The organism is Mycobacterium sp. H4Y (assembly GCF_000364405.1).
Classification (GTDB): Bacteria; Actinomycetota; Actinomycetes; order Mycobacteriales; family Mycobacteriaceae; genus Mycobacterium; species Mycobacterium intracellulare.
Map to the genome: position 1 here is coordinate 2,320,562 of NZ_AKIG01000001.1, position 26,894 is coordinate 2,347,455.

At 71.3% G+C, this 26,894-nt stretch carries 13 protein-coding genes; all 13 read right to left on the minus strand.

What is annotated here, in order from left to right:
- The 13 genes from W7U_RS10200 to argC all read right to left on the minus strand — a co-directional run bounded on the left by W7U_RS10200 (position 1) and on the right by argC (position 26,853).
- Complete coding sequence (locus tag W7U_RS10200; protein WP_008257608.1) at positions 1 to 1,062, minus strand: 3-oxoacyl-[acyl-carrier-protein] synthase III C-terminal domain-containing protein; 1,062 nt, start codon at positions 1,060 to 1,062, stop codon at positions 1 to 3.
- 160 nt (positions 1,063 to 1,222) lie between these two features.
- The gene (locus W7U_RS10205; RefSeq protein ID WP_008257609.1) at positions 1,223 to 4,324 is read right to left on the minus strand and encodes a type I polyketide synthase; all 3,102 of its coding nucleotides are present in this window, start codon (positions 4,322 to 4,324) and stop codon (positions 1,223 to 1,225) included.
- A gap of 2 nt (positions 4,325 to 4,326) precedes the next feature.
- Complete coding sequence (locus W7U_RS10210) at positions 4,327 to 10,722, minus strand: type I polyketide synthase (protein WP_008257611.1); 6,396 nt, start codon at positions 10,720 to 10,722, stop codon at positions 4,327 to 4,329.
- Complete coding sequence (locus tag W7U_RS10215; RefSeq protein WP_008257613.1) at positions 10,703 to 17,092, minus strand: type I polyketide synthase; 6,390 nt, start codon at positions 17,090 to 17,092, stop codon at positions 10,703 to 10,705. Before W7U_RS10215 ends, W7U_RS10210 begins: the two co-directional genes overlap by 20 nt.
- A gap of 129 nt (positions 17,093 to 17,221) precedes the next feature.
- Positions 17,222 to 18,283, minus strand: a complete 1,062-nt coding sequence (locus W7U_RS10220) for a 3-oxoacyl-[acyl-carrier-protein] synthase III C-terminal domain-containing protein (protein ID WP_008257616.1) — start codon at positions 18,281 to 18,283, stop codon at positions 17,222 to 17,224.
- A 111-nt stretch (positions 18,284 to 18,394) separates the two neighbouring features.
- Positions 18,395 to 19,825: an argininosuccinate lyase gene (gene argH / locus W7U_RS10225; RefSeq protein WP_008257619.1), complete on the minus strand. Its 1,431-nt coding sequence runs from the start codon at positions 19,823 to 19,825 to the stop codon at positions 18,395 to 18,397.
- Complete coding sequence (locus W7U_RS10230; protein ID WP_008257621.1) at positions 19,822 to 21,039, minus strand: argininosuccinate synthase; 1,218 nt, start codon at positions 21,037 to 21,039, stop codon at positions 19,822 to 19,824. The genes argH and W7U_RS10230 overlap by 4 nt, the downstream gene beginning before the upstream one ends.
- A gap of 27 nt (positions 21,040 to 21,066) precedes the next feature.
- The gene (locus W7U_RS10235) at positions 21,067 to 21,561 is read right to left on the minus strand and encodes an arginine repressor (RefSeq protein WP_008257622.1); all 495 of its coding nucleotides are present in this window, start codon (positions 21,559 to 21,561) and stop codon (positions 21,067 to 21,069) included.
- A gap of 50 nt (positions 21,562 to 21,611) precedes the next feature.
- Positions 21,612 to 22,538, minus strand: coding sequence for an ornithine carbamoyltransferase (gene argF, locus W7U_RS10240; RefSeq protein ID WP_008257623.1), 927 nt, complete (start codon positions 22,536 to 22,538; stop codon positions 21,612 to 21,614).
- Complete coding sequence (locus tag W7U_RS10245; RefSeq protein ID WP_008257624.1) at positions 22,531 to 23,724, minus strand: acetylornithine transaminase; 1,194 nt, start codon at positions 23,722 to 23,724, stop codon at positions 22,531 to 22,533. Before W7U_RS10245 ends, argF begins: the two co-directional genes overlap by 8 nt.
- Positions 23,721 to 24,605, minus strand: a complete 885-nt coding sequence (gene argB, locus W7U_RS10250; protein WP_008257625.1) for an acetylglutamate kinase — start codon at positions 24,603 to 24,605, stop codon at positions 23,721 to 23,723. The genes W7U_RS10245 and argB overlap by 4 nt, the downstream gene beginning before the upstream one ends.
- On the minus strand, positions 24,602 to 25,813 hold the full coding sequence (gene argJ, locus W7U_RS10255) for a bifunctional glutamate N-acetyltransferase/amino-acid acetyltransferase ArgJ (protein ID WP_008257626.1): 1,212 nt from the start codon (positions 25,811 to 25,813) through the stop codon (positions 24,602 to 24,604). Before argJ ends, argB begins: the two co-directional genes overlap by 4 nt.
- The gene (argC, locus tag W7U_RS10260; RefSeq protein ID WP_008257627.1) at positions 25,810 to 26,853 is read right to left on the minus strand and encodes an N-acetyl-gamma-glutamyl-phosphate reductase; all 1,044 of its coding nucleotides are present in this window, start codon (positions 26,851 to 26,853) and stop codon (positions 25,810 to 25,812) included. Before argC ends, argJ begins: the two co-directional genes overlap by 4 nt.
- Between the last annotated feature and the right edge of the window lie 41 nt (positions 26,854 to 26,894).

Sequence of the window (26,894 nt, forward strand, 5' to 3'; positions counted from 1 at the left end):
TCAGTGCCAGCGCAGCAGCACCAGTTCGGACCCGAAGCCGGGTCCCGTCGCGATCATCAGCCCGGGGCTTCCGCCGGGCGGTGGCTTGGCGATGGTGTCCCGCAGGATGTGCAGCACCGACGCGGACGACAGGTTCGCGATTTCGCCGAGCGAGCGCCAGGTCAGCTCGTGCGCCTCCGGCGGCAGCTCGAGGCACTTGGCGATGGTATTGATGACTTTGGGGCCGCCGGGGTGCGTCACCCAGGCGCCGACGTCGTCCTTGGTCAGCTGGTGCGCGGCGAGGAACCGGCTCACGTCGTCGGCCAGGTACCGGTCGATGACGGCGGGCAGTTCCGGCGACATCACCAGCTGAATGCCGGCCGAGCCGACGTTCCAGCCCATGATGTGCAGCGATTCGGGGTACAGGCGGCTGCGCGAATCGAGGATGTCGGGCCCGGCCGCGCTCAGCTGCTCGGCGCGACGGTCGCCGACGGCGACCACCGCGGCGGCACCATCGCCGAACATCGCGGTCCCGACCAGCCCCGACACCGTCGGGCCGACCGCGGGGAAGGTCAGCGAGCACAGCTCGACCGACACCAGGGCGGCGACGCCGTCGGGGGCGCCACGCAGGTAGTCGTGCAGCCTGCCGACCCCCGCCGCCCCGCCGGCGCAGCCCAGCCCGAACAGCGGCACGCGGCGCACGTCCGGGCGCAGGCCGAGGCGCCCCACGATCCGGGCGTCGAGCGACGGCACCGCGACGCCGGTGACGGTCGTGGTGACGATCGTGTCGATGTCTTGCGGGACGAGCCCCGCCTCGTCGAGGGCGCCGAGCAGCGCGTCGCAGCCAAGTTCCACGGCCTTGTCGATGAAGACCTCATTGGCATCACCGAAGTCGGTCAGCGCGTGGTACCGCTCGAGCGGCAGGACGAAGTGGCGGCTGTTGACCTTGGCGGCGGCGTGCAGACGCCGGACGATCTCTTCGTGTTCCTTCAACGCGGGGAACTCGACGATGTGGTCGGTGATTTCGCGTTGGCTGTACCGATGCGGCGGCAAAGCGCCGAACACACCCGCGATGACGCTCATGCTCTACTCTCTTGATTGCCAACCAACGTGAACACGATTCCGCGTAATGCCGGAAGTTTATTCGGTTGGCTGTGGTCTTGCAAAAGTTTCTGGTATTCAACACATGTCAGATTGACTGCGCGTGGTGTACGCGTAATCATGTCCGCCAGCGGGGAATTCGTCATTCGATTTCGTCGTCTTCCGCCGCATTGAGCGCCATGGCGATTAAATCGTCGGGGCTCAAAGAATCGATATCGTCACCGCTGGGACCGGGTTCATTTGCGTCGCCTTCGGGTGTTTCCGGCACACCGGCGAGTAATAGGAGTTTGTCGAGCAATCCCGTTCTGCGAAGTTCACGCACAGGAATCCTCCTCAGCGCGGACCATAGTTTTTCGTCGTCGGATTCCTCGCGATCGTCATGGAGTAGTTGCCGGCGAAGATGATCGGCCAGCGCGGCCGGGGTCGGGTAGTCGAAGATCACCGTGCGTGACAACGCCGTCCCGGCATGTGTGGTGAGGCGATTGCGCAATTCGACCCCGGTCAGTGAGTCGAACCCGAGGTCGCCGAAGGCGCGGTCGTGGTCGATGGCCTGTCCGCCCGGATATCCCAGCACGGCCGCCGCGTGCTCGCACACCAACCCGAGCAGCACACGCTGCTGTTCGTCGCGCGGCAGGCCGTGCAACCGCTGGGCCAAGTCGGGCGAGCGCGTCACGGCGGCGGGCGCGGCCCCCGATCCCCCCGGCCCGCGCCCGTCGCCGAGCCAAAACCTCTCTCGCGCAAAGCCATACGTCGGCAATTCGACCCGCCGCGCGTTCAGGCCGGCGAAGACGCCCGCCCAGTCGAGGTCGAGTCCGCGGGTGAACAGCTGCCCGGCGGCGGCCAGCGTCGATTCCGTCTCGGGGCGGTCCTTGGGCATGGTGGCCAGCGACGCCGCCCGCTCGGCGCTCAGCGATTGGTCCACGGCGGCCGTCAGCGCCGCGCCCGGTCCCAGCTCGAGGAAAATCGCGGCGCCGCCCGCCTCGGCGGCGCGCACCCCCTCGAAGAAGCGCACCGGCCGGCGCACGTGTTCCACCCAGTACTGCGCCGATCCGTACTCGGCATCGGCCGGCCGCCCGGTCAGGTTCGAGACCAACTCGACTCGGGGGCGCCGCGGTTCGATGCCGGCCGCCACCGCGGAAAACTCGCCCAGCATGGGCTCCATCATTGGCGAATGAAACGCGTGGGAGACCGCCAACCGGTGTACGCGCCGACCGGTTTGCGCCAGCCGATCGGCCAGCGCCGCGACCGGTGTCTGTTCGCCGGAGAGCACCACCGACTGCGGGCCGTTGACCGCCGCGATGCTCACCCCACCGTCCATCAACGCGGCCACCTCGGCCTCGCCGGCGCCGACCGCCACCATCACCCCACCGGCCGGCAGCCGTCCCATCAGCCGGCCGCGGGCCGCCACCAGCCGGGCCGCATCGGGCAGCGACAGCGCCCCGGCCACGCACGCCGCGGTGATCTCCCCCACCGAATGTCCCATCACCACATCCGGTGCGACACCGAAGGATCGCCACAACGCCGCCAGCGCGATCCCCAACGCGAACAATGCCGGCTGGGCAAACTCCGTGCTCTGCAACAACTCCGGGCCCGCGCCCCACATCACCTCGCGCAAGGGCAGCCGCACATGCCCGTCCACCACTTCGACGGCCTCGTCGAAGGCGCGGGCGAACACCTCGAAGCGGTCGTAGAGTTGGCGCCCCATCCCGAGCCACTGCGAACCTTGGCCGGGAAAGACGAACACCGTTTTGCCCGGCGGCATGCCCCGGCCCACCGACACACCCGAATGTGGCTGCCCCGCCGCCAGCGCCGCCAATCCCGTTGCCAACTCCCCACGATCGCCACCCACCACGACCGCGCGATTCTCGAAAGACGCCCGGGTGCTGACCAATGACCAGGCCACGTCGAGGGGGGTGAGATCCTCCCGCTCGGCCAGGTGGTCCGACAGCCGCCGCACCTGGTTGGTGAGCGCGCGTTCGGATCGGGCCGAGAGCACCCACGGCACCGTGAAGCCTGAGTTCGATTGCGCCGCATCGGGTTGGGCGGGAGGCTGTTCCACGACGAGGTGCGCGTTCGTCCCGCCCATGCCGAACGAGGACACCCCGGCCCGCCGCGGGTGGCGCGTGGACGGCCAGGGCACCGCCACGGTATTGACTTGCAGTCCAAGGCGATTCAGATCCACCTCGGGATCTGGGCCGGCATGGTTGAGGCTCGGCGGAATCGTCGAATGGTGGATCGACAGGACGGCCTTGAGCAGACCCGCCACCCCGGCGGCGCCGCCGGCGTGGCCGATGTTGGTCTTCACCGATCCCACCCGAACCGGATCGTGTGCGCGCACGCCGAAAACCTCACCCAGCGCTTGGGCTTCGATCGCGTCACCCACTTTGGTTCCCGTGCCGTGGGCCTCGACGTAGTCGATGTCCGCCGCCTCGAGGCCGGCGTCGGCGAGCGCGCGGCGGATCACGTCGGCCTCGCCACGCGCCGACGGCACGGTCTGGCCGGCCGGGCTGTGCCCGGCGTTGGCGACGGCGCTGCCGCGAATGACGGCGTGGATGCGATCGCCGTCGTCGAGCGCGGCCGGCAGGGGCTTCAGCAGCACCAGCCCCGCGCCCTCACCGCGCACGTAACCGTCGGCGCGCCGATCGAAAGCGTAGGTGTGGCCGGACACCGACACGGCGCCGAATTCCCGTTCCAGCATGGCGATTTCGTCGGCCAGGTTGAGGTGAACCCCGCCCGCGATGGCCAGCGACGACTGCCCGGTCCGCACGCTTTCGCATCCGAGGTGCACCGCCACCAGGGACGAGGACTGGCCGGAGTCGACGGTCATGCTGGGCCCCTGCAGCCCGAAGGCATACGAGATCCGGTTGGCGATCATCGCCCGGCTGATGCCGGTGAACGTGTGGTGGTCGAGGTTGTCGGCGAGGTCGCGCAGGGTCAGCGCGGCGTAGTCATCCGTCATCACCCCGAGGTACACCGAAACCGGTTCTGTCCGCAGTGTGTCGGGAACGATGAATGCGTTCTCGAACAGCTCCCAGGTCAGTTCGAGGGCCAGCCGTTGCCTCGGGTCCATCGCGCACGCCTCGCGCGGCGACAGGTTGAAGAAGTCGGCGTCGAATTGCTGTGCCTCCCCGGCGAATTGGGTGTTCTCCCGCCCGTCGCGGATGAGCCGCCACAAGGCCTCGGGGCCGGCCGCTCCGGGGAACTTGCACGCCAGCCCGATGATCGCTACGTCTGTCGAGGCCAAGGTCAGGGGCCGACTTCGTCGTCGAGGATGGCAAAGAGCTGACTCTCGGTGGCGGTGGCGAGGTCGTCGTCGAACGCGTCCTCAGGCTGATCGGGCAGCGCGGACGGCGTCGGGCCGGTCGCCGTCGCCAGCAGACCCTCGAGCCGGGCGACGAGCTGTGCCCGGTCGGCGGGGCTCAGCCCGGGCCGGCCCAGCAGTGCCTGCAGTTCCCGCGCGATGTCGTCGAACCGGGCGATGCGATCGGGCTCGGTGGCCGGGGCGGCGACGGAGCCGGTGGCCAGTTCGGTTCCGAGGTGTTCGGCCAAGGCGGCCGGCGTGGGGTGATCGAAGATCAGCGTGGGTGACAGGGTTAGCCCGGTAGCGATTTTGAGCCGGTTTCGCAGTTCGACGGCGGTCAGCGAGTCGAAACCGAGGTCACCGAACGCGTCGTCGGCGTTGACGTCGGCGGTGGTGTGCCCCAGTACCGTGGCCGCGTTGCCGCAGACCAGTTCCACCAATTCGGCTTGTCGCTGTTCGGGACTCAGGCCGTCCAGGCGCGCCCGCAGGCCCGTCAGGGACACCATGTCGGTGTGCTCGAGGACCCGCCGGGCGGGGCGGGTGGCCAGCTGGCTCAGCAGCGGCGGCAGCGTGGCGCTGTGGTGCGCCAGCGCGCCCCGGTCGAGGCGGGTGCCCACCACCATGGGCCGGTCGCCGAGCAGCGCGGCGTCCAACAGGTCCAGCGCTTGCCGGGTGGACAACGCGCTCAGCCCGGCCCGGCTCATCCTGGCCCGATCGGCCTCGCCGAGGTGGTGCGTCATCGCCGACGGCTCTTCCCACATCCCCCACGCCACCGACAATCCCGGCAGTCCCCGGGCGTGGCGATGGGCCGCCAGCGCGTCGAGGAAGCTGTTGGCCGCCGCATAGTTGCCCTGACCCGGCGCACCCACGATGCCGGCCATGGACGAAAAGGCCACGAACGCGGCCAGGTCCAGTTCTTTGGTCAGCTCGTGCAGGTGCCACGCGCCGTCAACCTTGGCGCGCAACACCGCGTCGATACGCGCGGGAGTCAATGACGCGACCATCGCGTCGTCGATCACCCCCGCGGCGTGGAACACCGACCGCAGCGGGTAGTGCGAGGGCACCCGCGCCAGCAGGGCCGCGACCGCGTCCCGGTCGCCGACATCGCAGGCCACCACCGACACCGAGGCGCCCAGGTCGCGCAATTCGCCTGCCAGCTCGGCGATTCCGGCCGCCTGCTCCCCGCCGCGACTGACCAGCATCACGTGGGGCACCCGATGCCGCTCGACGAGGTGGCGAGCCACCGCCGACCCCGCCATGCCGGTGCCGCCGGTGATGAGCGCGGTCCCGCCCGCCAGCCCCGCGGGGCCGTCCGGCATGGTGAGCACGACCTTGCCGATGTGACGGGCCTGGCTGACAAAGCGGTAGGCGTCGGCGGCGCTACGCGCGTCGAAAGCCTTGACCGGCAACGGCGCCAGGGCCCCACCGGCGAACAACGTCATCAATTCGGCCAGCATCTCCGCGATTCGATCCGGGCCGGCCTCCATCAGGTCGAAGGCGCGGTACCCCACCCCGGGGTGGGCGTGCGCGACGACATCCGGATCACGCAGGTCGGTCTTGCCCATCTCGATGAAACGACCACCCCGGCCCAAGAGCCGCAGGGACGCATCGTTGAATTCACCGGCCAGGGAGTTGAGCACCACGCCGAAGCCCCCGGCGCCCACCGCCGCGCGGAACTTGTGCTCGAACTCCAGCGTCCGCGAATCCGCGATGTGGGCATCGTCGAAACCGATGGCGCGCAGCGTGTCCCATTTGCCGCGACTGGCCGTCGCGAATACCTCCGCGCCCCAATGCCGGGCCAGCTGCACCGCGGCCATGCCGACCCCGCCGGTGGCCGCGTGCACCAGCACCCGTTGGCCCGCCCGCAATCCGGCCAACACCGAGAGCCCGTAGTACGCGGTCAGGAACACCACCGGCACGCCGGCGGCCTGAGCCATCGACCAGCCCCGCGGCACCCGCGTGACCAGCCGCCGATCGACGGTCGCCTCCGAGCCCGCCAGCCCGAAGATCCCCATCACCGCGTCGCCGACGGCCACATCGGTGACGCCGGAACCGACTTCGGTCACGATGCCGGCGCCCTCGGCACCCAACTGCGCGGCACCGGGATACATGCCCAGCGCCACCAGCACGTCCCGGAAATTCACCCCGGCCGCGGCCACCGCCACCCGCACCTGTCCGGCTTCCAGCTCCGCCGGCGGGTACTCCTGGACCGCCAGATCCTCCAGCGTCCCGGCGTCGCCGGCGGCCAGCCGCCACACCGACGGCGGCGCGGGCAGCGACAACAGCGCCCGCTGGCCGGCCGGCTTCAGCCGGGCACTGTGGGCGATGCCGTCGCGCACCACCAATTGCGGTTCGCCGCAACCGATCACCGTCGCGACGTCCAACGAGCCGTCGGTGTCGACCAACACGATGCGGCCCGGATGCTCGGCCTGCGCCGAGCGCACCAGCCCCCAGACGGCCGCGCCGGCCAGGTCGGAGACGTCGTCAGCGGACAGGGTCACCGCACCACGGGTCTGCACCACCAACGTCCCGGCCGCGTCGCCGGACAGCCAGGACTGCAGGACGCCGAGGGCCTCGTGCGCCGCGGTGTAGACCGCGGTGATCGAAGCGCCGGGGGGCGGCTCCCATACGGTCACGCCCTGGCCAACCCCGTTGCCCGGGAGCGAGATCGGCGACCATACCACGTCGAGGAGCTCGCCGCTCCCGGCGCGGGCCGCCAGCGCCGCCCTCAATTGGTCGGCCGACACGGCGCGCGTCACCAACTCCCGCACCGAGAGCACCGGCAGGCCCGACGCGTCGGCCAGGTCGACCGACACGGCGCCGGTGCCCGCCGGTGCCAGCCGCACCCGGACCCGCGACGCACCGGCGGCGTAGAGGCTCACGCCCTGCCAGGAGAACGGCAACACGGTCTCGATCCGCTCGTCGGCCACCCCGAGCGCGTGCAACGCCGCGTCCAGCAGCACCGGGTGGATGCCGAAGCCGCCGGTCGCGACACCGGCGTGCTGCGGGAGCTCGACCTCGGCGAACGTTTCGGCCCCCCGCCGCCACACGGCCCGCAACCCCTGAAAGGCCGGGCCGTACCCGTAGCCGCGGTCCGCCAGGCCGTCGTACGCGCCGGCCACGTCCACCGCCTCGGCGCCGACGGGGGGCCACACCGACAGATCCGTCACCGGGGTGGTCGCGCCGTCGCGCAACAAGCCCTCGGCGTGCAAAATCCAATCCGTTTGCGCCGCACGCGAATACACGGAGACGGCCCGCGCTCCGGTGCCGTCGGCCGCCTCCACCACCACCTGCAGCTGCACGACCCCGCCCACCGGGACCGCTAGCGGTGCCGACAGCGTCAGTTCCTCGATCACCGAGCAGCCGACCTCGTCACCCGCCCGCAACGCCAGCTCCACGAAGCCCGCCCCGGGGAACAGCACCGTGCCGGCCACGGCGTGGTCGCCCAGCCACGGTTGGGCGGCCGTCGACAGCCGGCCCGTCAACACCACACCGCCGGAATCCGGCCGGTCCACTACCGCCCCCAGCAACGCGTGCTCGGCCTCGGTCAGACCCAGGCTGGCGATGTTCGCCGATCCCACCGAATCGCTCGACAGCCAAAACCGGCGCCGCACAAAGGCATACGTCGGCAACGGGATGCGCCGCGCGCTCAGCCCGGTGAACGCCGCCGACCAGTCCAGGTCCGAACCTGTCGCGAACAGCTGTCCGGCCGCCGACAGCAGCGAGTCGACCTCGGGGCGGCCCTTGGCCATCGACACCACCGACATCGCGCGGTCGGTGGTCAGGCACTGGTCGACCGCGGCCGTCATCGCCGCCCCGGGGCCGACCTCTAAAAACACACCGGCGCCTAGCGATTCGGCCAGTTGCACGCCGTCGACGAACCGAACCGGCTTGCGCACATGGTCAACCCAGTACGCGACCGTCCCATAGTCGGGCCCGGCCAGCTGCCCGGTCAGGTTGGACACCAACGCGATCCGCGGCTCGCGTGCCGACACGCCGGCCACCACCGCGGCGAAGTCCCCCATCATGGGTTCCATCAGCGGCGAGTGGAACGCGTGCGAGACCGCCAGCTGCCGCACCCGGGCGCCCCCGGCCGCCAGCCGGTCCGCGACCACCTTCACCGCCGACTCCGAGCCCGAAAGCACGAGCGATTGCGGGCCGTTGACCGCCGCGATGCCGACGTCGCCGTTCAGCAGCGGCGCCACGTCGGCCTCGGTCGCGGTCACGGCCATCATCACCCCACCGGGCGGCAACTGCGCCATCAACCGGCCCCGGCTCGCGACCAATCGCGCCGCGTCGGACAGCGAGAGCGCGCCCGCGACGCAGGCCGCGGCGATCTCCCCCACGGAGTGGCCGATCACCACATCCGGTGTGACGCCCAGGGCTTCCCACAGCGCGGCCATCGCGATCTCCAGCGCGAACAGCGCCGGCTGGGCGAATTCGGTGCTCTGCAACAACTCCGCGTCGGAGCCCCACATCACCTCGCGCAACGGCAGCCGGCAGTGGGCGTCCACCGCGGTCACCGTCTCGTCAAAAGCCTGGGCGAACGCGGGAAAGCGTTCGTACAAGGCCGCGCCCATGCCCAGCCACTGCGAACCCTGACCGGGAAACACGAACACGCGCTTGCCCGCCGCGCGGGTGCGCCCGGTGATCGCGCCCGGGACCGGCGCCCCCGCGGCCAACCCCGCCAGGCCGGCTGACAGGCCCGCACGGTCGGCGCCGATCAGCACCGCGCGGTGCTCGAACGCCGCCCGGGTGGTCGCCAACGACCAGCCCACGTCCACCGCGGGCACATCCGGTGTGGCGCCCAGGTGGTCCAGCAGGCGTTGGGCCTGACCGGCCAGCGCGTCGGTCGAGCGTGCCGAAACCACCCACGGGACAATGGGATTCGAGCCGTCGTGCGCCGCGGGCACGTCGTTGGGTTCGGCGGGTGCCTGCTCGACGATCACGTGGGCGTTGGTGCCGCTGATCCCGAAGGAGGAGACGCCTGCCCGCCGCGGCCCGTCGTGATCCGGCCAGGGCCGCGGGTCGGTCAGCAGCGACACCGCCCCGGCCGACCAATCCACGTGGGGCGACGGGACATCCACGTGCAGCGTCCTGGGCAACACCCCGTGCCGCATCGCCTGCACCATCTTGATCACCCCGGCCACGCCCGCCGCGGCCGAGGTGTGGCCGATGTTGGATTTGATCGATCCCAGCCACAGCGGGCGGTCCGCCGGGCGGTCCTGTCCGTACGTCGCGAGCAGCGCCTGCGCCTCGATGGGGTCCCCGAGCACGGTCCCGGTCCCGTGGCCCTCCACGGCATCCACGTCCGCCGCCGTCAGTCCGGCGTTGGCCAACGCGGCCCGGATGACCCGCTGCTGCGACGGCCCGTTGGGTGCGGTCAAGCCGTTGGACGCGCCGTCCTGGTTCACCGCGGTGCCCCGCAGCAGCGCCAGGACCGGGTGTCCCAGGCGCCGCGCGTCGGCCAGCCGCTCCAGCACCAGCACACCGGCGCCCTCCGACCACGAAGTCCCGTCCGCCGCCCCGGCGTACACCTTGCAGCGACCGTCGGGCGCCAGCGCCCGCTGCCGGCTGAATTCGACGAACGCCGCCGGGGTCGCCATGACGGTCACTCCCCCGGCCAGCGCCAGGTCGCATTCCCCGGACCGCAACGACTGCGCGGCCAGGTGCATGGAGACCAACGAGGACGAGCACGCGGTGTCCACCGAGACCGCCGGGCCTTCCAGCCCCAACACGTACGACACCCGGCCCGAGGTGACGCTCAAGGTCGAGCCCGTGAGCCCGTAGCCCTCCAGCTCGCCTTTCACCTCGCCGCCATACCCGGCGTGAATGACCCCCGCGAAGACTCCGGTCGCCGTGCCGCGCAGCGCGAAGGGGTCAATTCCCGCGCGCTCCAACGCCTCCCAGCAGATCTCCAGCATCATCCGCTGCTGGGGGTCCATGGCCAGCGCCTCGCTGGGCCCGATGCCGAAGAACCCGGCGTCGAAGTCCCCCGCGTGCTGCAGGAAGCTGCCGTGGCGGGTGTACATCTTGCCTTTCGCGTCCGGGTCCGGGTCGTAGAGGCCCTCGACGTCCCAGCCGCGATCGAGCGGGAAGTCCGACACCGTGTCCCGCCCCTCGGCGACCAGCTCCCAGAGGGCTTCCGGGGTGTCCACGCCGCCGGCGTAGCGGCAGGCCATGCCCACCACCGCGACCGGTTCGGACAGTTGGCCTTCCAGCTCGGCGACGCGCCGCCGGGTCCGCCTGAGATCCGCCGTGAGGCGCTTCAGGTAGTCGACGTGCTGCGCGGTGCCGGGCGTTGCCGCTCCTGGCGGGGTGTCAGCGGCCGAGTTCTTCATCGAGGATCGCAAAGAGTTGGCTTTCGGTGGCGGCATCGAGGTCATCGTCGAGGTGTTCGGAGTCGGCCGGATCGGCGGGCGCAATGGCGCCGAGCAGGGTGTGGATGCGCGCCCGCAGCACCGAGCGGTCGTCGGCATTCCAGTCGGGCGCGCCCAGCAGCGCCTGCAGTTCGCGGGTGATGTCGTTGACCCGGGCCATCAGGTTCGGCTGCACGTCGGTGCCGGCCCCCGCCAGTTGTGTGTCCAGGTGCCCAGCCAGCACGGTCGGCGTGGGGTAGTCGAAGATGAGTGTTGGCGAAAGGGTAAGGCCCGTCGCGTTTTTGAGCCGGTTACGCAGCTCGACCGCGGTGAGCGAGTCGAAGCCGAGCTCCTGGAACGCGCGGCCGACGTTGATGTCGGCCGGGTTCGGCACGCCCAGGACCATCGCGGCGTTGCCGCGAACCAGGTCGATCAATTCGCGCTGCCGGGCCTCGGGGCTCAGGCCGTTCAGGCGTGCGCTCAGACCCGTGCTGGACGCGGCGGCGCCGGTGTCGTCGACCACGCGCCGGGCCGGGCCGGCGGCGAGTTCGCGCAGCAGCGGCGGCAGCGCGGCGACGTTGTCCGACAGGTCGGCCCGGTCCACGGCGGCGGCCACCAGCACCGGACGGTCGACCAGCATGGCGGCGTCGAAGGCCGCCAAGGCCTGCCCGGTGGGCAGCGGCGCCAGGCCGATCCTGCTCATCCGGGCCTTGTCCCGGTCGCCGAGGTGCGCCGTCATCGCCGAGGCCTGTTCCCACAGGCCCCAGGCCAGCGACAGGCCCGCGAGGCCGTGGGCGCGCCGGTAGGCGGCCAGCCCGTCGAGGAAGCTGTTGGCCGCCGCGTAGTTGGCCTGTCCCGGGGTCCCCACGATCCCGGCCATCGACGAAAACACCACGAACGCCGACAAATCCAGATCGCGGGTGAGCTGGTGCAGGTTCCAGGCACCGTCGACCTTGGCCCGCAGCACCGCGTCCACCCGGTCCGGGGTCAGCGACGAGATCAACCCGTCGTCGAGGATCCCGGCGGCGTGAACGACGCCGCGCAGCGGATAGTGCGCCGGTATCCGGGAAAGCATCGCCCCCACCGCGTCGGGATCGGCGACGTCGCAGGCCTCCACCGACACGTCGGCGCCGGCCCGCTTCAGCCCGTCCACCAGTTCCGCGACACCGGGGGCCTCCGCGCCGGCCCGGCTGACCAGCACCACGTGGGCCACCCCGTAGCGGTCGACGAGGTGGCGGGCCAGCGCCGAACCGGCCATCCCAGTGCCGCCGGTGATCACCACACTGCCCCCGGCCAGCCCGCCGCCGCAGCCGCTGAGCACCTCGCCGGGCCCCGACGGCACGGTGAGCGCGACCTTGCCGACGTGGCGGGCCTGGCTGACGTACCGGTAGGCCGCCGCGGCGCAGCGGACGTCGAATGTCTTCTGCGGCAACGGTGTCAAGACCCCGCGGGTCAACAATCCGACGATCTCGGCCAGCATGGCCGCCGTCCGGTCCGGGCCGGCCTCCAACAGGTCGAAGGCCCGGTACTGGGCGCCCCCATATTGTTCGGCGACGACGCGCGGGTCGCGGACGTCGGTCTTGCCCATCTCGATGAATCGCCCACCGGGCGCCAACAGCCGCAGCGAGGCGTCGGTGAAATCGCCGGCCAGGGAATTGAGCACGACATCGAAGGCGCGGTCACCCGCCACCGCGCGGAACTTCTCCTCGAACTCGAGCGTGCGGGAATCCCCGATGTGGTCGTCGTCGAATCCCATCGCGCGCAAGGTATCCCACTTGCCGCGGCTTGCGGTGACGAACACCTCCGCACCCCAGTGCCGCGCCAGTTGCACCGCGGCCATGCCCACTCCCCCGGTGGCGGTGTGCACCAACACGCGCTCCCCGCAGCGCAGCCCCGCCAGCACCGACAACCCGTACAGCGCGGTGAGGAATACCACCGGCACGCCGGCGGCCGCGACCAGCGACAGCCCGTCGGGCACCGGTGTCACCAATCGCTGGTCGACCACCGCCTCGGAGCCGACGACCCCCAACAACCCCATGACCGGATCACCGACGGCCAACCCGGTCACGTCGGGGGCGACCTCGACGACCACACCGGCGCCCTCGGCCCCCAGCTGGCCGCCGCCGGGATACATCCCCAGCGCCACCAGCACATCGCGGAAGTTGACCCCGACCGCGGCCACCGCCACCCGCACCTGCCCCGCGATCAATTCGGTTCGCGGGCAAGGGCTTACGACGAGGTCCTCCAGGGTGCCCTCGCCGCCGGCGTCCAACCGCCAGCCACCGGCCGGCAGGCCGATCGCGGAGTCCGCCCGCACCAGCCGCAGCCGGGCCGCATAGGCGACGCCCCCGCGGACCACCACTTGCGGCTCACCGCAACCGATTACCGCGTGGGGATCCAGCGACCCGTCGGAGTCGATCAGCACCATGCGGCCGGGGTGCTCGGCCTGCGCCGAGCGCACCAGGCCCCACACCGCGGCGCCGGAAAGGTCCGAAACGTCTTCGCCGGCAAGCGCGACCGCGCCGCGGGTCCGCACGGCCAGCACCCCGTCGCCGTCGGCGCGCAACCACGATTGCAGCACCTCCAAGGCCTCGGCGGCCGCCGCGTGCACCGACTTCACCACGTCGCCGCCGTGATCTGCCAACTCCCACACCGTGGCCTTTGCGCCGTCGTCCTCGCCGCCCAGCGTGATCGGTGACCAGGTCAGGTCGAGCACTCCCTGGGCGAGCGGGCGCTGCGTGGGTGCCGCCGCGGTGGCCAATTGCTCGGCGGAGACCGGGCGCATGGCCAACGCGCCCACCGACAGCACCGGCAGCCCCGCTCCGTCCGCCAATTCCACCGAGACCGCCCCGGCGCCGGCGGGCGCGATCCGTACCCGCGCCCGCGCCGCGCCCGACGCGTGCAACGACACGCCCTGCCAGGAGAACGGCAACACGGTCATGTCCTGCTCGCCGGCGGCCCCGATCGCTTGCAGCGCGGCGTCCAACAGCACGGGATGGATTCCGAAGCCGCCGTCGGCCGCGGCGGCGTCGGGCACGGCGACCTCGGCGAAGAGCTCGTCCCCGCGCTGCCACATCGCCCGCAATCCCTGGAATGCGCGGCCGTATTCGTAGCCGCGCCGGGCGAGCGCGGCGTAGGCGCCCGAGACCTCCACCGCGGTCGCCCCGACGGGCGGCCACACCGAGAGGTCCGCGGCCGGAGTCACCGCCCCCGGCCGCAACAGTCCCTCGGCGTGCAACACCCACTCCGAACCCGGCTGCGCGGCATCCGAATACACCGACAGCCGACGCCGGCCCGACTCGTCGGCCGCCCCGACCACGAGTTGCACCTGCACTCCGTCGCCGGCGGGCAGCACCAAGGGCGCCGACAGGGTCAGCTCGTCGAGCACGCCGCAGCCGACCTCGTCACCCGCGCGGATGGCCAGCTCGACGAATCCCGCGCCGGGGAACAAGACGGTCTGGCCCACCGCGTGATCGGCCAACCAGGGGTGGGCGGCCGTCGACACCCGGCCCGTGAGCGCCACACCGCCGGAGTCGGGCCGGGGCACCACCGCGCCGAGCAGCCCGTGCTCGGCACCGCTAACCCCCAGGGTGGCGGCGTCAGACGAGCCCGTCGATCCGCCTGGAAGCCAAAAGTGTTGCCGCACAAACCCGTACGTGGGCAGGTCGACACGCCGGCCGCCCAGGCCGTCGAACGCGGCGCGCCAGTCCACACCCACGCCCGCCACGAACGCCTGCCCGGCCGAGAGCCAGAAGCGGTCCGGGCCGCCGTCGTCGCGGCCCAACGACGGGATGACGCAGCCCTGTTCGTCGTCGGGCATGGTCTCTTCGATGGCGGCCATCAGCACGGGGTGCGGGCTGGATTCGATGAACGCCCGATAGCCCGCCTCGCAGGCGCCGCGGACGGCCCGCTCGAACTGCACCGTCTGCCGGATGCTGCGGAACCAGTAGTCGGCGTCCAGTCCCGCGGTGTCCATGAGCTCACCGGTCACGGTGGAGAAGAACGCGACCGAGGACGACCGCGGTGCAATGCCGTCCAGCGCCGCGGCGAGCGGCTCGCGGATCGCGTCCACCGCGGCGGAATGCGAGGCGTAGTCGACATCGATGCGGCGGGCGCGGATGTTGTCGGCTTCGCACCGCCGCATCAATTCGGTCAGCGCGTCCACCTCGCCGGAGACCACCACCGCCGAAACACCGTTGACCGTGGCGATATTCAATCGCTCATCCCACGGCGCGATCAGCTGCTCGGCGCGCGGCAGGGCGCAGGCCAGCGAGACCATGCCGCCCCGGCCCGACAGCCCCACCAGCAGCCTGCTGCGCAGCGCCACCACCCGGGCGGCGTCTTCCAGCGACAGCGCCCCCGCCACGCAGGCCGCAGCGATTTCGCCCTGGGAATGACCGATCACCGCATCGGGCACCACGCCCACCGAACGCCACAACTCCGCGAGCGACACCATGACCGCCCACAGCGCCGGCTGCACCACGTCCACCCGGTCCAGTCCGGGCGCGCCCGGCGCGCCGCGGATGACGTCGATCAGCGACCAGTCGACATGATCGGCGAGCGCCCCCGCGCACCGGTGCAGCTGCTCGGCGAACACCGTTGAGCCGTCCAGCAATTGGGCGCCCATGCCGGCCCATTGCGAGCCCTGGCCGGGGAACACGAACACCGTCTTGCCGGGCGACTGCGCCCGGCCCACCGCGACGCCTGCCCCCTGCTCGCCGGCCGCCAACTCGGCCAGCCCCCGCAGCAGCTGCGCGCCGGTGGCACCCACGACCACCGCGCGGTGCTCGAAGCGCGACCGCGTCGCGACCAGCGACCAGTCCACGTCGACCACCCGCAGCGCGGGGTGGGCCTTCACGTGCGCCAGCAGCCGCGCCGCCTGGTTCGCAAGCGCCTCGGCCGACCGGGCCGAGAGGACCCACGGCACCACCACGTCATCGCCTGGGGGCGAGTCGCTTTCGGGCTCCGGCGCATACTGCTCGACGATGACGTGCGCGTTGGTGCCGCTGATGCCGAACGACGAGACGCCCGCGCGGCGCGGCCGGTCGGGCGTGGACCACGGCCGCGATTCGGTCAGCAGCGACACCGCGCCGGCCGACCAATCCACGTGCGGCGTCGGCTCATCCACGTGCAGCGTCTTGGGCATCACGCCGTGGCGGATCGCCTGCACCATCTTGATCACTCCGCCGGCGCCGGCCGCGGCCGACGTGTGACCCATGTTGGATTTGATCGACCCCAGCCACAGCGGCCGGTCCGCGGGCCGGTCCTGCCCGTAGGTGGCCAGAAGCGCCTGCGCCTCAATCGGATCCCCGAGCGTGGTGCCGGTCCCATGGCCCTCCACCAGGTCCACGTCCGCGGCGCCCAGCCGCGCGTTGGCCAGCGCCGCCCGGATCACCCGTTGCTGCGAGGGCCCGTTGGGCGTCGCAAGCCCGTTGGACGCGCCGTCCTGGTTCACCGCAGACCCGCGTATCACGGCCAGCACCGGATGCCCGAGCCGGCGCGCGTCGGCCAGCCGCTCCAGCACGAGCACGCCGACGCCCTCGGAAAACCCGGTGCCGTCGGCCGCGCCCGCGTAGGCCTTGCAGCGGCCGTCGGCGGCCAGCGCCCGCTGGCGACTGAATTCGATGAACATCGCCGGCGTGGCCATCACCGTCACGCCGCCGGCCAGCGCCAGATCGCATTCACCGGAACGCAACGACTGCGCCGCCAAATGGAGGGCCACCAGCGACGACGAACACGCCGTGTCGACGGAGACCGCCGGGCCCTCGAGCCCCAACGAGTACGCCACCCGCCCGGATGCCACACTGAGCGTCGAGCCGCGCAGGCCGTATCGCTCCAAGTGTCCCGGCACCCGGCCCTGTCCCCCGTAGGAGCCGTGAAAGATCCCGGCGAACACGCCGGTCGAGGAACCGCGCAGGGTGACGGGATCGATTCCGGCCCGCTCCAACGCCTCCCACGACACCTCGAGCAACAGGCGTTGCTGCGGGTCCATCGCCAGCGCCTCGCTGGGCGCGATCCCGAAGAAGGCGGCGTCGAAATCCCCGACGTCCGAGAGGAACCCGCCGCAGCGCGCGTAGGACTTTCCGACCGCGTCCGGATCCGCATCGAAGAGCCCGGCCAGGCTCCAGCCGCGGTCCGACGGGAACTCCGAGATGACGTCGCGGCCCTCAACCACCATCTCCCACAACGCCTCTGGCGAGTCCACCCCACCGGGATAGCGGCATCCCATGCCCACCACCGCCACCGGTTCGGTGGTGGCGGCGAGGTATTGGCGGTTCTCGCGCTTGAGCCGCTCGTTTTCCTTCAGCGATTGGCGAAGGGCCCGGACGAGCTCTTCGGTGTTGCCGTTCATCGAACGCGGCCTTTCGTGTCACTCACAGCGCCGACTCCTCCAAAGGGCCGTCGGTCGACCCACCGTCACAACCTCCCCGCCGCCCCAAGAGGGCGCCTCAGGGCAGGAACGGAGGTACACGAGCGACCATCAGTGCCAACGCAACAACACCAATTCGGAACAGAATCCCGGCCCCATCGCGAGCATCAGGCCGGGACTTCCGCTCGGCGGCGGCTTGGCGAGGGTGTCGCGCAGCACGTGCAACACCGACGCCGACGAAAGATTGCCGATCTCGCCGAGCGAACGCCAGGTGAGTTCGAGGGCCTCCGGCGGCAGGCTGAGCGCCGCGTTGATCGCCTCGATGACCTTGGGTCCGCCGGGGTGGCTGACGAACGCGCCGATGTCGGTCGGCGTCAGGCCATGGGCGCCGAGAAACTGGGTGACGTCGTCCTCGATGTATTGCTCCACGACCGCCGCGACGTCCTTCGACAGCACGAGCTCGAATCCGCCCGAACGCACGTCGAAGCCCATGGTGCGCAGCGAATCGGGATACAAGTGGCTGCGCGAATCCAGCACGCTGGGCCCGGCGGCGGCGAGCTGTTCGGCGCGCCGGTCGCCCACGGCCACCACCGCCGCGGCGCCGTCGGCGAACAGGGCGCTGCCGACCATCCCCGCCAGCGACGGCTTGTATCCGGGGTAGGTCAGCGAGCACAGCTCGACCGAGACCAGGGCGGCGACGGCGTCGGGCGCGCCACGCAGGTAGTCGTTCGCTCGGGCGACACCGGCCGCTCCGGCCACGCAGCCGAGGCCGAACAGCGGCACCCGGCGCACGTCGTCGCGCAGGCCGAGCCGCGCGGCGATCCGGGCGTCCACCGACGGCACCGTCAGCCCCGTGACGGTCGTCGTGATCAGCACGTCGACGTCCTGCGCCCGCAGTCCCGCCTCGTCGAGCGCGCCGGACAGCGCCTCGCAGCCGAGGTTCACGGCGTGCTCGGTGAAGATCCGGTTGGCCATGCCGAAGTCGGTCAGCGTGGGGTATTGCTCGAGCGGCAGCACCAGGTGGCGGCTGTCGACTTTGGCGCTGGCGTGCAGCTGCCGGACGATGTCTTCGTAGTCCGCGAACTCGGGGATGCTGACGAAGAAGTCGGTGAGCTCGCGCTGCGAATAACGGTGCGGCGGTAGCGCACCGAAGACGCCGGCGACGACGCTCATTGGTTTCCCACCCCTTGGTCACGGGGATCCGGCCCGAAACGTTCATCCGGATCGCTTTGAGCCCGCAGTCTAGTCGGCGCGACAGCGCGGGGCACGGAAACCGACGTCATCTCAACGGCTCCCGCGCGCCCGGTCCTCGAGCCGCTCTTTGAGCGTTCCGGCGCTGGCCAGGACGTTTTCGATCTGCTCGGCGACCCGGACCGGCGCGGTGCCGCCCCACGCGTCGCGCGACGCCACCGAGCCCTCGATCGTCAAGACCTCGCGAACCTGCGGTGTCAGGTCGCCGCTGATGGCGGCCAGCTCGTCGTCGGTCAGCTCGTCGAGCCCGACGCCGCGCTGCTCGGCGGCGCGCACGGCCGCACCGGCGGCCTCGTGCGCGGAGCGGAACGGCACCCCCTGGCGCACCAGCCATTCGGCGATGTCGGTCGCCAGCGTGTAGCCGGCCGGCGCGAGGGTGGCCATCCGGTCGACGTCGAACGTCAGGCTTCCCACCAGCCCCGCCATCGCGGGCAGCACCAGCTCCAGCTGGGCCACCGAATCGAACACCGGTTCCTTGTCTTCCTGCAGGTCACGGTTGTAGGCGAGCGGCTGGGCCTTCAGCGTGGCCAGCAGGCCGGCCAGGTTTCCGATCAGCCGACCCGACTTGCCGCGGGCCAGCTCGGCGATGTCCGGGTTCTTCTTCTGCGGCATGATCGAGCTGCCGGTGGACCACGAGTCGTGCAGGGTGACGTAGCCGAATTCGGTCGAGCTCCACAGGATGACGTCCTCGGCCAGCCGGGACAGGTCGACGCCGATCATGGCGAGGACGAACGCCGCCTCCGCGGCGAAATCTCGGGACGCGGTGGCGTCGATGGAGTTGTCGGCGGGGGCCGCGAAGCCGAGCTCAGCGGCGATCGCGCCGGGGTCCAGGCCCAGCGACGACCCGGCCAGCGCCCCGGATCCGTACGGGGAGATCGCGGCCCGCTTGTCGAAGTCGGCGAGGCGGTCGACGTCGCGCAGCAGCGGGTGGGCGTGCGCGAGCAGGTGGTGGGCCAGCAGCACCGGCTGGGCGGACTGCAGGTGGGTTTTGCCGGGCATGATGGCGTCGGGGTGGGCGGCGGCCTGGGCGGCCAGCGCGCCGACGACGTCCAGCGCCCCGGCGGCGACCCGGCGCACCGCGTCGCGCAGCCACATCCGGAACAGGGTAGCCACCTGGTCGTTGCGGGACCGGCCGGCCCGCAACCGCCCGCCCAGCTCCGGTCCGACGCGGTCGATCAGCCCGCGTTCCAGCGCCGCGTGCACGTCCTCGTCGGTGACCAACGGCGCAAAGCTGCCGTCGGCGACGTCGGAGGCGAGCTGGTCCAGGCCGGCCAGCAGCCCGTCGCGCTGCTCTTCGGTCAGCAGCCCGGCCCGGAACAGGATCACCGTGTGCGCCCGCGAGGCGACGATGTCGTAGGGAGCCAGCACCCAGTCGAAATGGGTGGACTTGCTCAGCGCGGCCAGCGCGTCCGACGGGCCGTCGCCGAACCGCCCGCCCCACAGCGACCCCTCGCGCGTGCTCACGCTTCGGCCGGCCCCGTCACCGTCTGGTCCCGGCGGGACGCGATCTTCGACGACAGGCCGTGCACGTAGACGAAACCCTTCGCGGCCGACTGGTCGAAGCTGTCGCCCTCGTCGTAGGTGGCCAGGTTGAAGTCGTACAGCGATTCGGCGCTGCGCCGCCCGTTGACCGCGATGTGGCCGCCGTGCAACACCATTCGCACCTCGCCCGTCACGTGCTCCTGGGTCTTGGCGACGAAGCTCTCCAGCGCCTCCTTGAGCGGGGAGTACCACAGCCCGTCGTACACCAGCTCGGCCCAACGCTGATCGGTGTGCCGCTTGAACCGGCCCAGCTCGCGCTCGAGCGTGACGTGTTCGAGCTCGGTGTGCGCGGTGATGAGCACCATGGCGCCGGGCGCCTCGTAGATCTCGCGGCTCTTGATGCCCACCAGCCGGTCCTCGACGACGTCGAGGCGGCCGACGCCCTGCGCGCCGGCGCGGGTGTTGAGCTCCTCGATGGCGCCCAGCACCGAGACCCGCTTGCCGTCGATCGTCACCGGCACGCCGCGCTCGAACCCGACGATCACCTCGTCGGGGGTGCTCCAGTTCAGCGTGGGGTCTTCGGTGTAGGCGTAGACGTCCTTGGTGGGCGCGTTCCAAAGGTGTTCCAGGAAGCCGGTTTCCACCGCGCGGCCCCACACGTTCTGGTCGATCGAGAACGGCGAGCGTTTGGTCACGTTGATCGGGATGGCGTTCTCCTCGGCGAACGCGATCGCCTTCTCGCGCGTCCAGGCGTAGTCACGGACCGGCGCCAGCACCTCGAGATCGGGTGCCAGCGAACCGAATCCGACCTCGAACCGGACCTGGTCGTTGCCCTTGCCGGTGCAGCCGTGCGCGACGATGCTGCCGCCGTGCTCGCGCGCCGCCGCCACCAGGTGCTTGACGATCAACGGCCGGCTGATCGCCGACACCAGCGGGTAGCGATCCATATAGAGGGCGTTGGACAGGATGGTGGGAAGGCAGTAACCCTCGGCGAATTCGTCGCGGGCGTCGACGACGACGGCCTCCACCGCCCCGCAGTCCAGGGCCCGCTGGCGGATGACCTCCATGTCTTCGCCGCCCTGGCCGAGGTCGATCGCCACCGCTACGACCTCACGGCCGGTCTCCTTGCCGATCCAGCTGATGGCCACCGAGGTGTCCAGACCGCCGGAATACGCCAGGATGACGCGTTCTGACATGAACCAATCTCCTTAGGTTGAAATCGCTTACGTGAGTTTTTCCAATGTGGTGGCCAGTTCGGCGCCGGTCATCGGCTCTCGGGCGGCCACGAAGACGGTGTCATCGCCGGCGATGGTGCCGACGACGTACGGTAGCGCCGCGCGATCGATCGCGCTGGCCAAATAGTTGGCACCGCCGGGCGGGGTGCGCAGCACCGCGAGGTTCGCGCTGGAGTCGGCCGACACCAACAGCTCGCCGAGCAACCGGGACAGCCGGGCGGTGCCGCCCGACACGCCGCGCACCGGGCTGCCGTCCTCGGGAACGATGTAGACGCCGACCCCGCCGTCGGCGCCGCGCAGCTTCACCGCGCCCAGCTCCTCCAGGTCGCGCGACAGGGTGGCCTGGGTGACCTCGATGCCCTCGCCGGCCAGCCGGGCCGCCAGTTCGCTTTGGCTGCTGATCGACGCCGACGACAGGATCGCCACGATGCGGTCCTGCCGCCCGGCCCGGGTGGTTTCGGGCGTGGCCTTGCTACGGGTCATTGCGCCGCTCCTCCTCATCGCTGCGCCCTGCATCGTCGCCGGCGCGCGGGTCATGACCGCCGCTCCAAAAGCCATGTCAGCAGCGCTTTTTGGGCGTGCAACCGGTTCTCGGCCTCGTCGAAGACCACGCTGGCCGGGCCGTCCATCACCTCGTCGGTGATCTCGTCGCCGCGATGAGCGGGAAGGCAATGCAGCACAATGGCTTCCGGGTCGGCCAGCGACAGCAGGTCGGCATTGATCTGATACGGCCGGAACGGTTTGACCCGGTCCAGGCCGTCGCCCTCCTGCCCCATCGACGTCCACGTGTCGGTGACCAGGACGTCGGCGCCGCGAGCGGCCGCCCCGGCGTCGGCGGTGACGGTGACCGAGGCGCCGGTGTCCTCGGCGCGCCGGCGGGCCGCGGCCACGAACGCCGGATCGGGGGCGAAGCCGTCCGGGGCGGCGATCGTGACGTGGATGCCGGCGGTGACCCCGCCGAGCATCAACGAGTGCGCCATGTTGTTGGCGCCGTCGCCGAGGTAGGTCATCCGCAGGCCACGCAGCGCTCCCTTGCGTTCGGCGATGGTCTGCAGGTCGGCGAGCACCTGGCAGGGGTGGAACTCGTCGGACAGCGCGTTGACCACCGGCACCGTCGCGGCCCCGGCCATCGCCTCGAGTCGCTCCTGCCCGAACGTGCGCCAGACGATGGCCTCGACGTAGCGGGACAGCACCCGCGCGGTGTCCTCCAGGGTCTCGTCGCGGCCCAGCTGGGTGCTGCGGGCGTCGACGACGACTGCGTGCCCGCCGAGCTGGGCAATGCCCACCTCGAAGGAGAACCGGGTGCGGGTGGAGTTCTTGTCGAACAGGACCGCGACCCCGCGCGGCCCCTCTAGGGGACGCGCGCAGAACGGGTCCTTCTTCAACTCGGCGGCCAGCTGCAGCACTTCGGACTGCTCGGTGGGCGACAGGTCGTCGTCGCGCAGGAAATGCCTAACCACGTGCGGCCCCTTCGAGAATGCCCGGCAGCGCGGCGATGAACCCGTCGAGCTGGCCTTCGGTGATGATCAGCGGCGGCGCCAGCCGGATGACGTCGGGCGCGGCGGCGTTCACCAGGAACCCGGCCTCGCGCGCGGCCGCCTCGGCGTCCTTGGCCCGCGCCGCGGTGAGCACCACCCCGCACAGCAGTCCGCGCCCGCGCACGTGGTCGACGAGCGGGTGACCGAGCCCCTCGATGCCGTGCCGCAACGACTTGCCCACCACCTCGGCGTGGCGGACCAGGTTGTCGGACGCCAGCACCCGCAGCACCGCCAGCGCCGCCGCGGTGCAGACCGGATTGCCGCCGAAGGTGCTGCCGTGCAGACCGGGCGTCATCAGCTCGGCGGCGCGCCCGACGGCCAGGCACGCCCCGATGGGCAGGCCGCCGCCGAGCCCCTTGGCGAGCGTGACCACGTCGGGGGTGATGCCGTCATGCTGGTGGGCGAAAAACGTTCCGGTGCGGCCCATCCCGGTCTGCACCTCGTCGAGCACCAGCAGGGCGCCGTGCCGCGCGGTGACATCGCGCGCGGCGGCCAGGTATCCCTCGGGCGGGACGACGACGCCGCTCTCCCCCATGATCGGCTCCAGAAACACCGCCGCGGTGTCGTCGTCGACCGCCGCGGCCAGCGCCGCGGCGTCGCCGTACGGCACGTAGGTGACGTCGCCGGGCAGCGGGGCGAACGGCGCCCGCTTGCTCGGCTGGCCGGTCAGCGCCAGCGATCCCATCGTCCGGCCGTGGAAAGCCTCTTGCGCGGCAACCAGTTTCGTGCGGCCCGTGAGCCGGGACATTTTGAAGGCCACCTCGTTGGCCTCGGTGCCGGAGTTGCAGAAGAATACCCGCGCCGGAGTTTCCTCGGGCGCGCCCAGCAGGGCCACCAGTTCCTCGGCCAGAGCGATGCCGGGTTCGGTCGCGTACAGGTTGGACGTGTGGCCCAGCGTCGCCATCTGCCGGGTGACGGCCTCGGTGATCGCGGGGTGGCGGTGGCCCAGGATGTTGACCGCGATGCCGCCGAGCAGGTCGAGGTAGTTCTTGCCGTCGACGTCGGTGACCACGGCCCCGTCGCCACTGGCCAGGGCCATCGCGGGGGTGCCGTAGTTGTTCATCATCACGGCTTCCCACCGCCGCTTCAGGGCGTCGGTATTACTCATGCCGGTACCACCTTGGTGCCCGTGCCCGCGTCGGTGAAAAGCTCCACCAGCACACAATGTTCGACCCGGCCGTCGATGACGTGCGCGCTCGGCACGCCCGCGGTCACGGCCCGCAGACACGCCTCGACCTTGGGAATCATGCCCGCCTCCAGCGTGGGTAGCAGTTGCGACAGTGTGGCCGTGTCGATTTCGCTGACCAGCGAATCGCGGTCGGGCCAACTCGTGTACAGGCCTTCGACGTCGGTGAGCATCAACAGCTTCTCGGCGTGCAGCGCGTCGGCCAGGGCCGCCGCGGCGGTGTCGGCGTTGATGTTGTGCACCACACCCTCGGCGTCCGGCGCCAGCGTCGACACCACCGGAATGCGCCGTGCGGCAATAAGATCCAGCACCGCGGCGGTATTGACCCGCTCGACGTCGCCCACCAGGCCGATGTCGGTGGCCACGCCGTCGACGGTGACGCTGCGCCGCACGGCGGTGAACAGCTGGGCGTCCTCGCCGGTGATGCCGACCGCGTACGGCCCGTGCGCGTTGATCAAGTTGACGAGCTCGCGGCCGACCTGGCCGAACAACACCATCCGCGCCACGTCGAGCACTTCCGGTGTGGTGACCCGGAATCCGCCCTTGAAGTCACCCTGGATGCCGAGCCGGCGCAGCATCGCGCTGATCTGCGGGCCGCCGCCGTGCACGACGACGGGGTGCACGCCGCAGTTGCGCAGGAACGCCATGTCGGCGGCGAACGCGTGCCGCAGCGTGTCGTCAGTCATGGCGTTGCCGCCGTACTTGATGACGACGATCTTGCCGTGCAACTGCTTGAGCCAGGGCAGCGCCTCGGCGAGCACCTGCGCCTTGACCGCGGTGGATAAGTCGCTGGCGCGGGTCATGAGCTGTAGGCCGAATTCTCTTCGACGTAGCCGTGGGACAGGTCGGTGGTCCGGATGGTGGCCCGGCCGTCGCCGAGCCGCAGATCGACGGCGATGTCGATGTCGGCTCCCGAGAGGTCCACCTCGCGCGCTCCCGGCGCCCCCACCCCGTCGGCGAAGACCGTGGAGCCGTTGAACGACACCGTGATCCTATCGGGATCCAGGGCGATGGGCGCGATGCCGACGGCGGCGAGCACCCGTCCCCAGTTGGGGTCCGAACCGAACGCCGCCGTCTTGACCAGGCTGTCGCGGGCGATGGTCCGGGCGGCGACCAGGGCGTCGTCCTCGGAGGCGGCGCCGGTGACGGTGACGTTGACGCGCTTGGTGACGCCCTCGGCGTCGGCCTGCAGCTGCGCGCACAGGTCGTCGCAGACACGCAGCACGGCGTCGTCGAGATCGCCCTGATCCGGCGCGATCCCGCTGGCCCCGGAGGCCAGCAGCAGCACCGTGTCATTGGTCGAGCACGCGCCGTCGATGTCGAGCCGGTCGAAGGTGCGCGCGGTGGCGTGGCGCAGCGCGGAGTCCAGCGCGGCGGCGTCGACGACCGCGTCGGTGGTCAGCACGCAGAGCATGGTCGCCAGCGACGGCGCGAGCATGCCCGCGCCCTTGGCCATCCCGCCGATCGTCCAGCTGTCCGGGTGGTGCAGCGCAACCTGTTTGGGCACGGTGTCGGTGGTCATGATCGCCTGGGCGGCGTCGTCGCCGCCGGACAGGCCGCCGGCCATGTCCTGCACGATCGCGCGCACGCCGGACAGCACCTTGTCCATCGGCAACCGGTCACCGATCAGCCCGGTGGAGCACACCGCGACCTCGATGGCCCCGGTCTCGGTTCCCCAGTCCGACAGGGCGGCCGCGACGGCCTCGGCCGTGGCGTGGGTGTCTCCGAACCCGCCCGGCCCGGTGCAGGCGTTGGCGCCGCCGGAGTTGAGGATCACCGCGCGCAGCGCGCCCGTGCTCAGCACCTGCTGGCTCCACAGCACCGGCGCGGCCTTGACCCTGTTGCGGGTGAACACCCCGGCGGCCGCGTAATCGGGGCCCTCGTTGAAGACCAGGGCCAGGTCGCGCTTGCCCGAGGCCTTGATGCCGGCGGCGATGCCCGCCGCCCGGAATCCGGCCGGCGCGGTGACGCCCTGCTCGCGCAGCAACCGCGGCAACTCGGTGCGCGTCACGGCGCCACCCCGATCACCGAAAGGCCTTCCGTCTCCGGCCAACCCAGTGCCAGGTTCATCGACTGCACGGCGGCCCCGGCCGTGCCCTTGACCAGGTTGTCGATCGCGGCGATCGCCACGAAGGTCTGGGCCGCCTCGTCCACCGCGACGGCGATGTGCGCCGCGTTGCTGCCGATCACCGCACCCGTGCGGGGCAGCTGACCGTCGGGCATCAGGTAGATGAATGGCTCTGCGTCGTAAGCCTTTTCGTAGGCCTCCCGCAGCTGCGGCAACGACGCACGGGTGCGGGCGGTGCACGTGGCCAGGATCCCGCGCGACGTCGGGATCAGCACCGGGGTGAACGACACCGTCACGTCGCGGCCGCTGACGGCCCCCAGGCCCTGGGCGATCTCCGGGGTGTGCCGGTGCGCCCCGGCGATGTTGTAGGCGCGCGCCGACCCGATGACCTCGGCGCCCAACAGGTCGGTCTTGGCGGCCCGCCCGGCCCCGGAGGTGCCGCTGACGGCGACGACCGTGACGGCGGGCTCGACGAGGTCTGAGGCCACCGCGGGCAGCAACGCCAGCAGCGCCGCGGTCGGGTAGCACCCGGGAACCGCGATGCGCCGCGCGCCGCGCAGCCGCTCGCGCGCGCCCGGGAGCTCCGGCAGCCCGTAGGGCCAGCTGCCGGCGTGGGGGGTGCCGTAGAACCGCTCCCAGGCGGCGGCGTCGGTGAGCCGGAAGTCCGCGCCGCAGTCGATGATCACGGTGTCGGGGCCGAGCTGAGAGGCCAGCGCGGCCGAATGGCCGTGCGGCAAGCCCAGGAACACCACGTCGTGGCCCGCGAGCACGGCGGGCTCGGTCGGCTCGACAACGCGCTGGGCCAGCGGCGTCAGGTGCGGATGGTGCTCGGCGAGCGTGCTGCCGGCGCTGGCCGCGGCGGTCAGCGCACCGATCGACAGGCGCCCCTGGGCGAATGCCGGGTGCCCGAGCAGCAGGCGCAGGATTTCACCGCCCGCATAACCGCTGGCACCGGCAACTGCCACCTTGATCACGTCGGCCATTTCGACGATTTTGCATGGTTATGCAGTAGTTTGCAAATCCA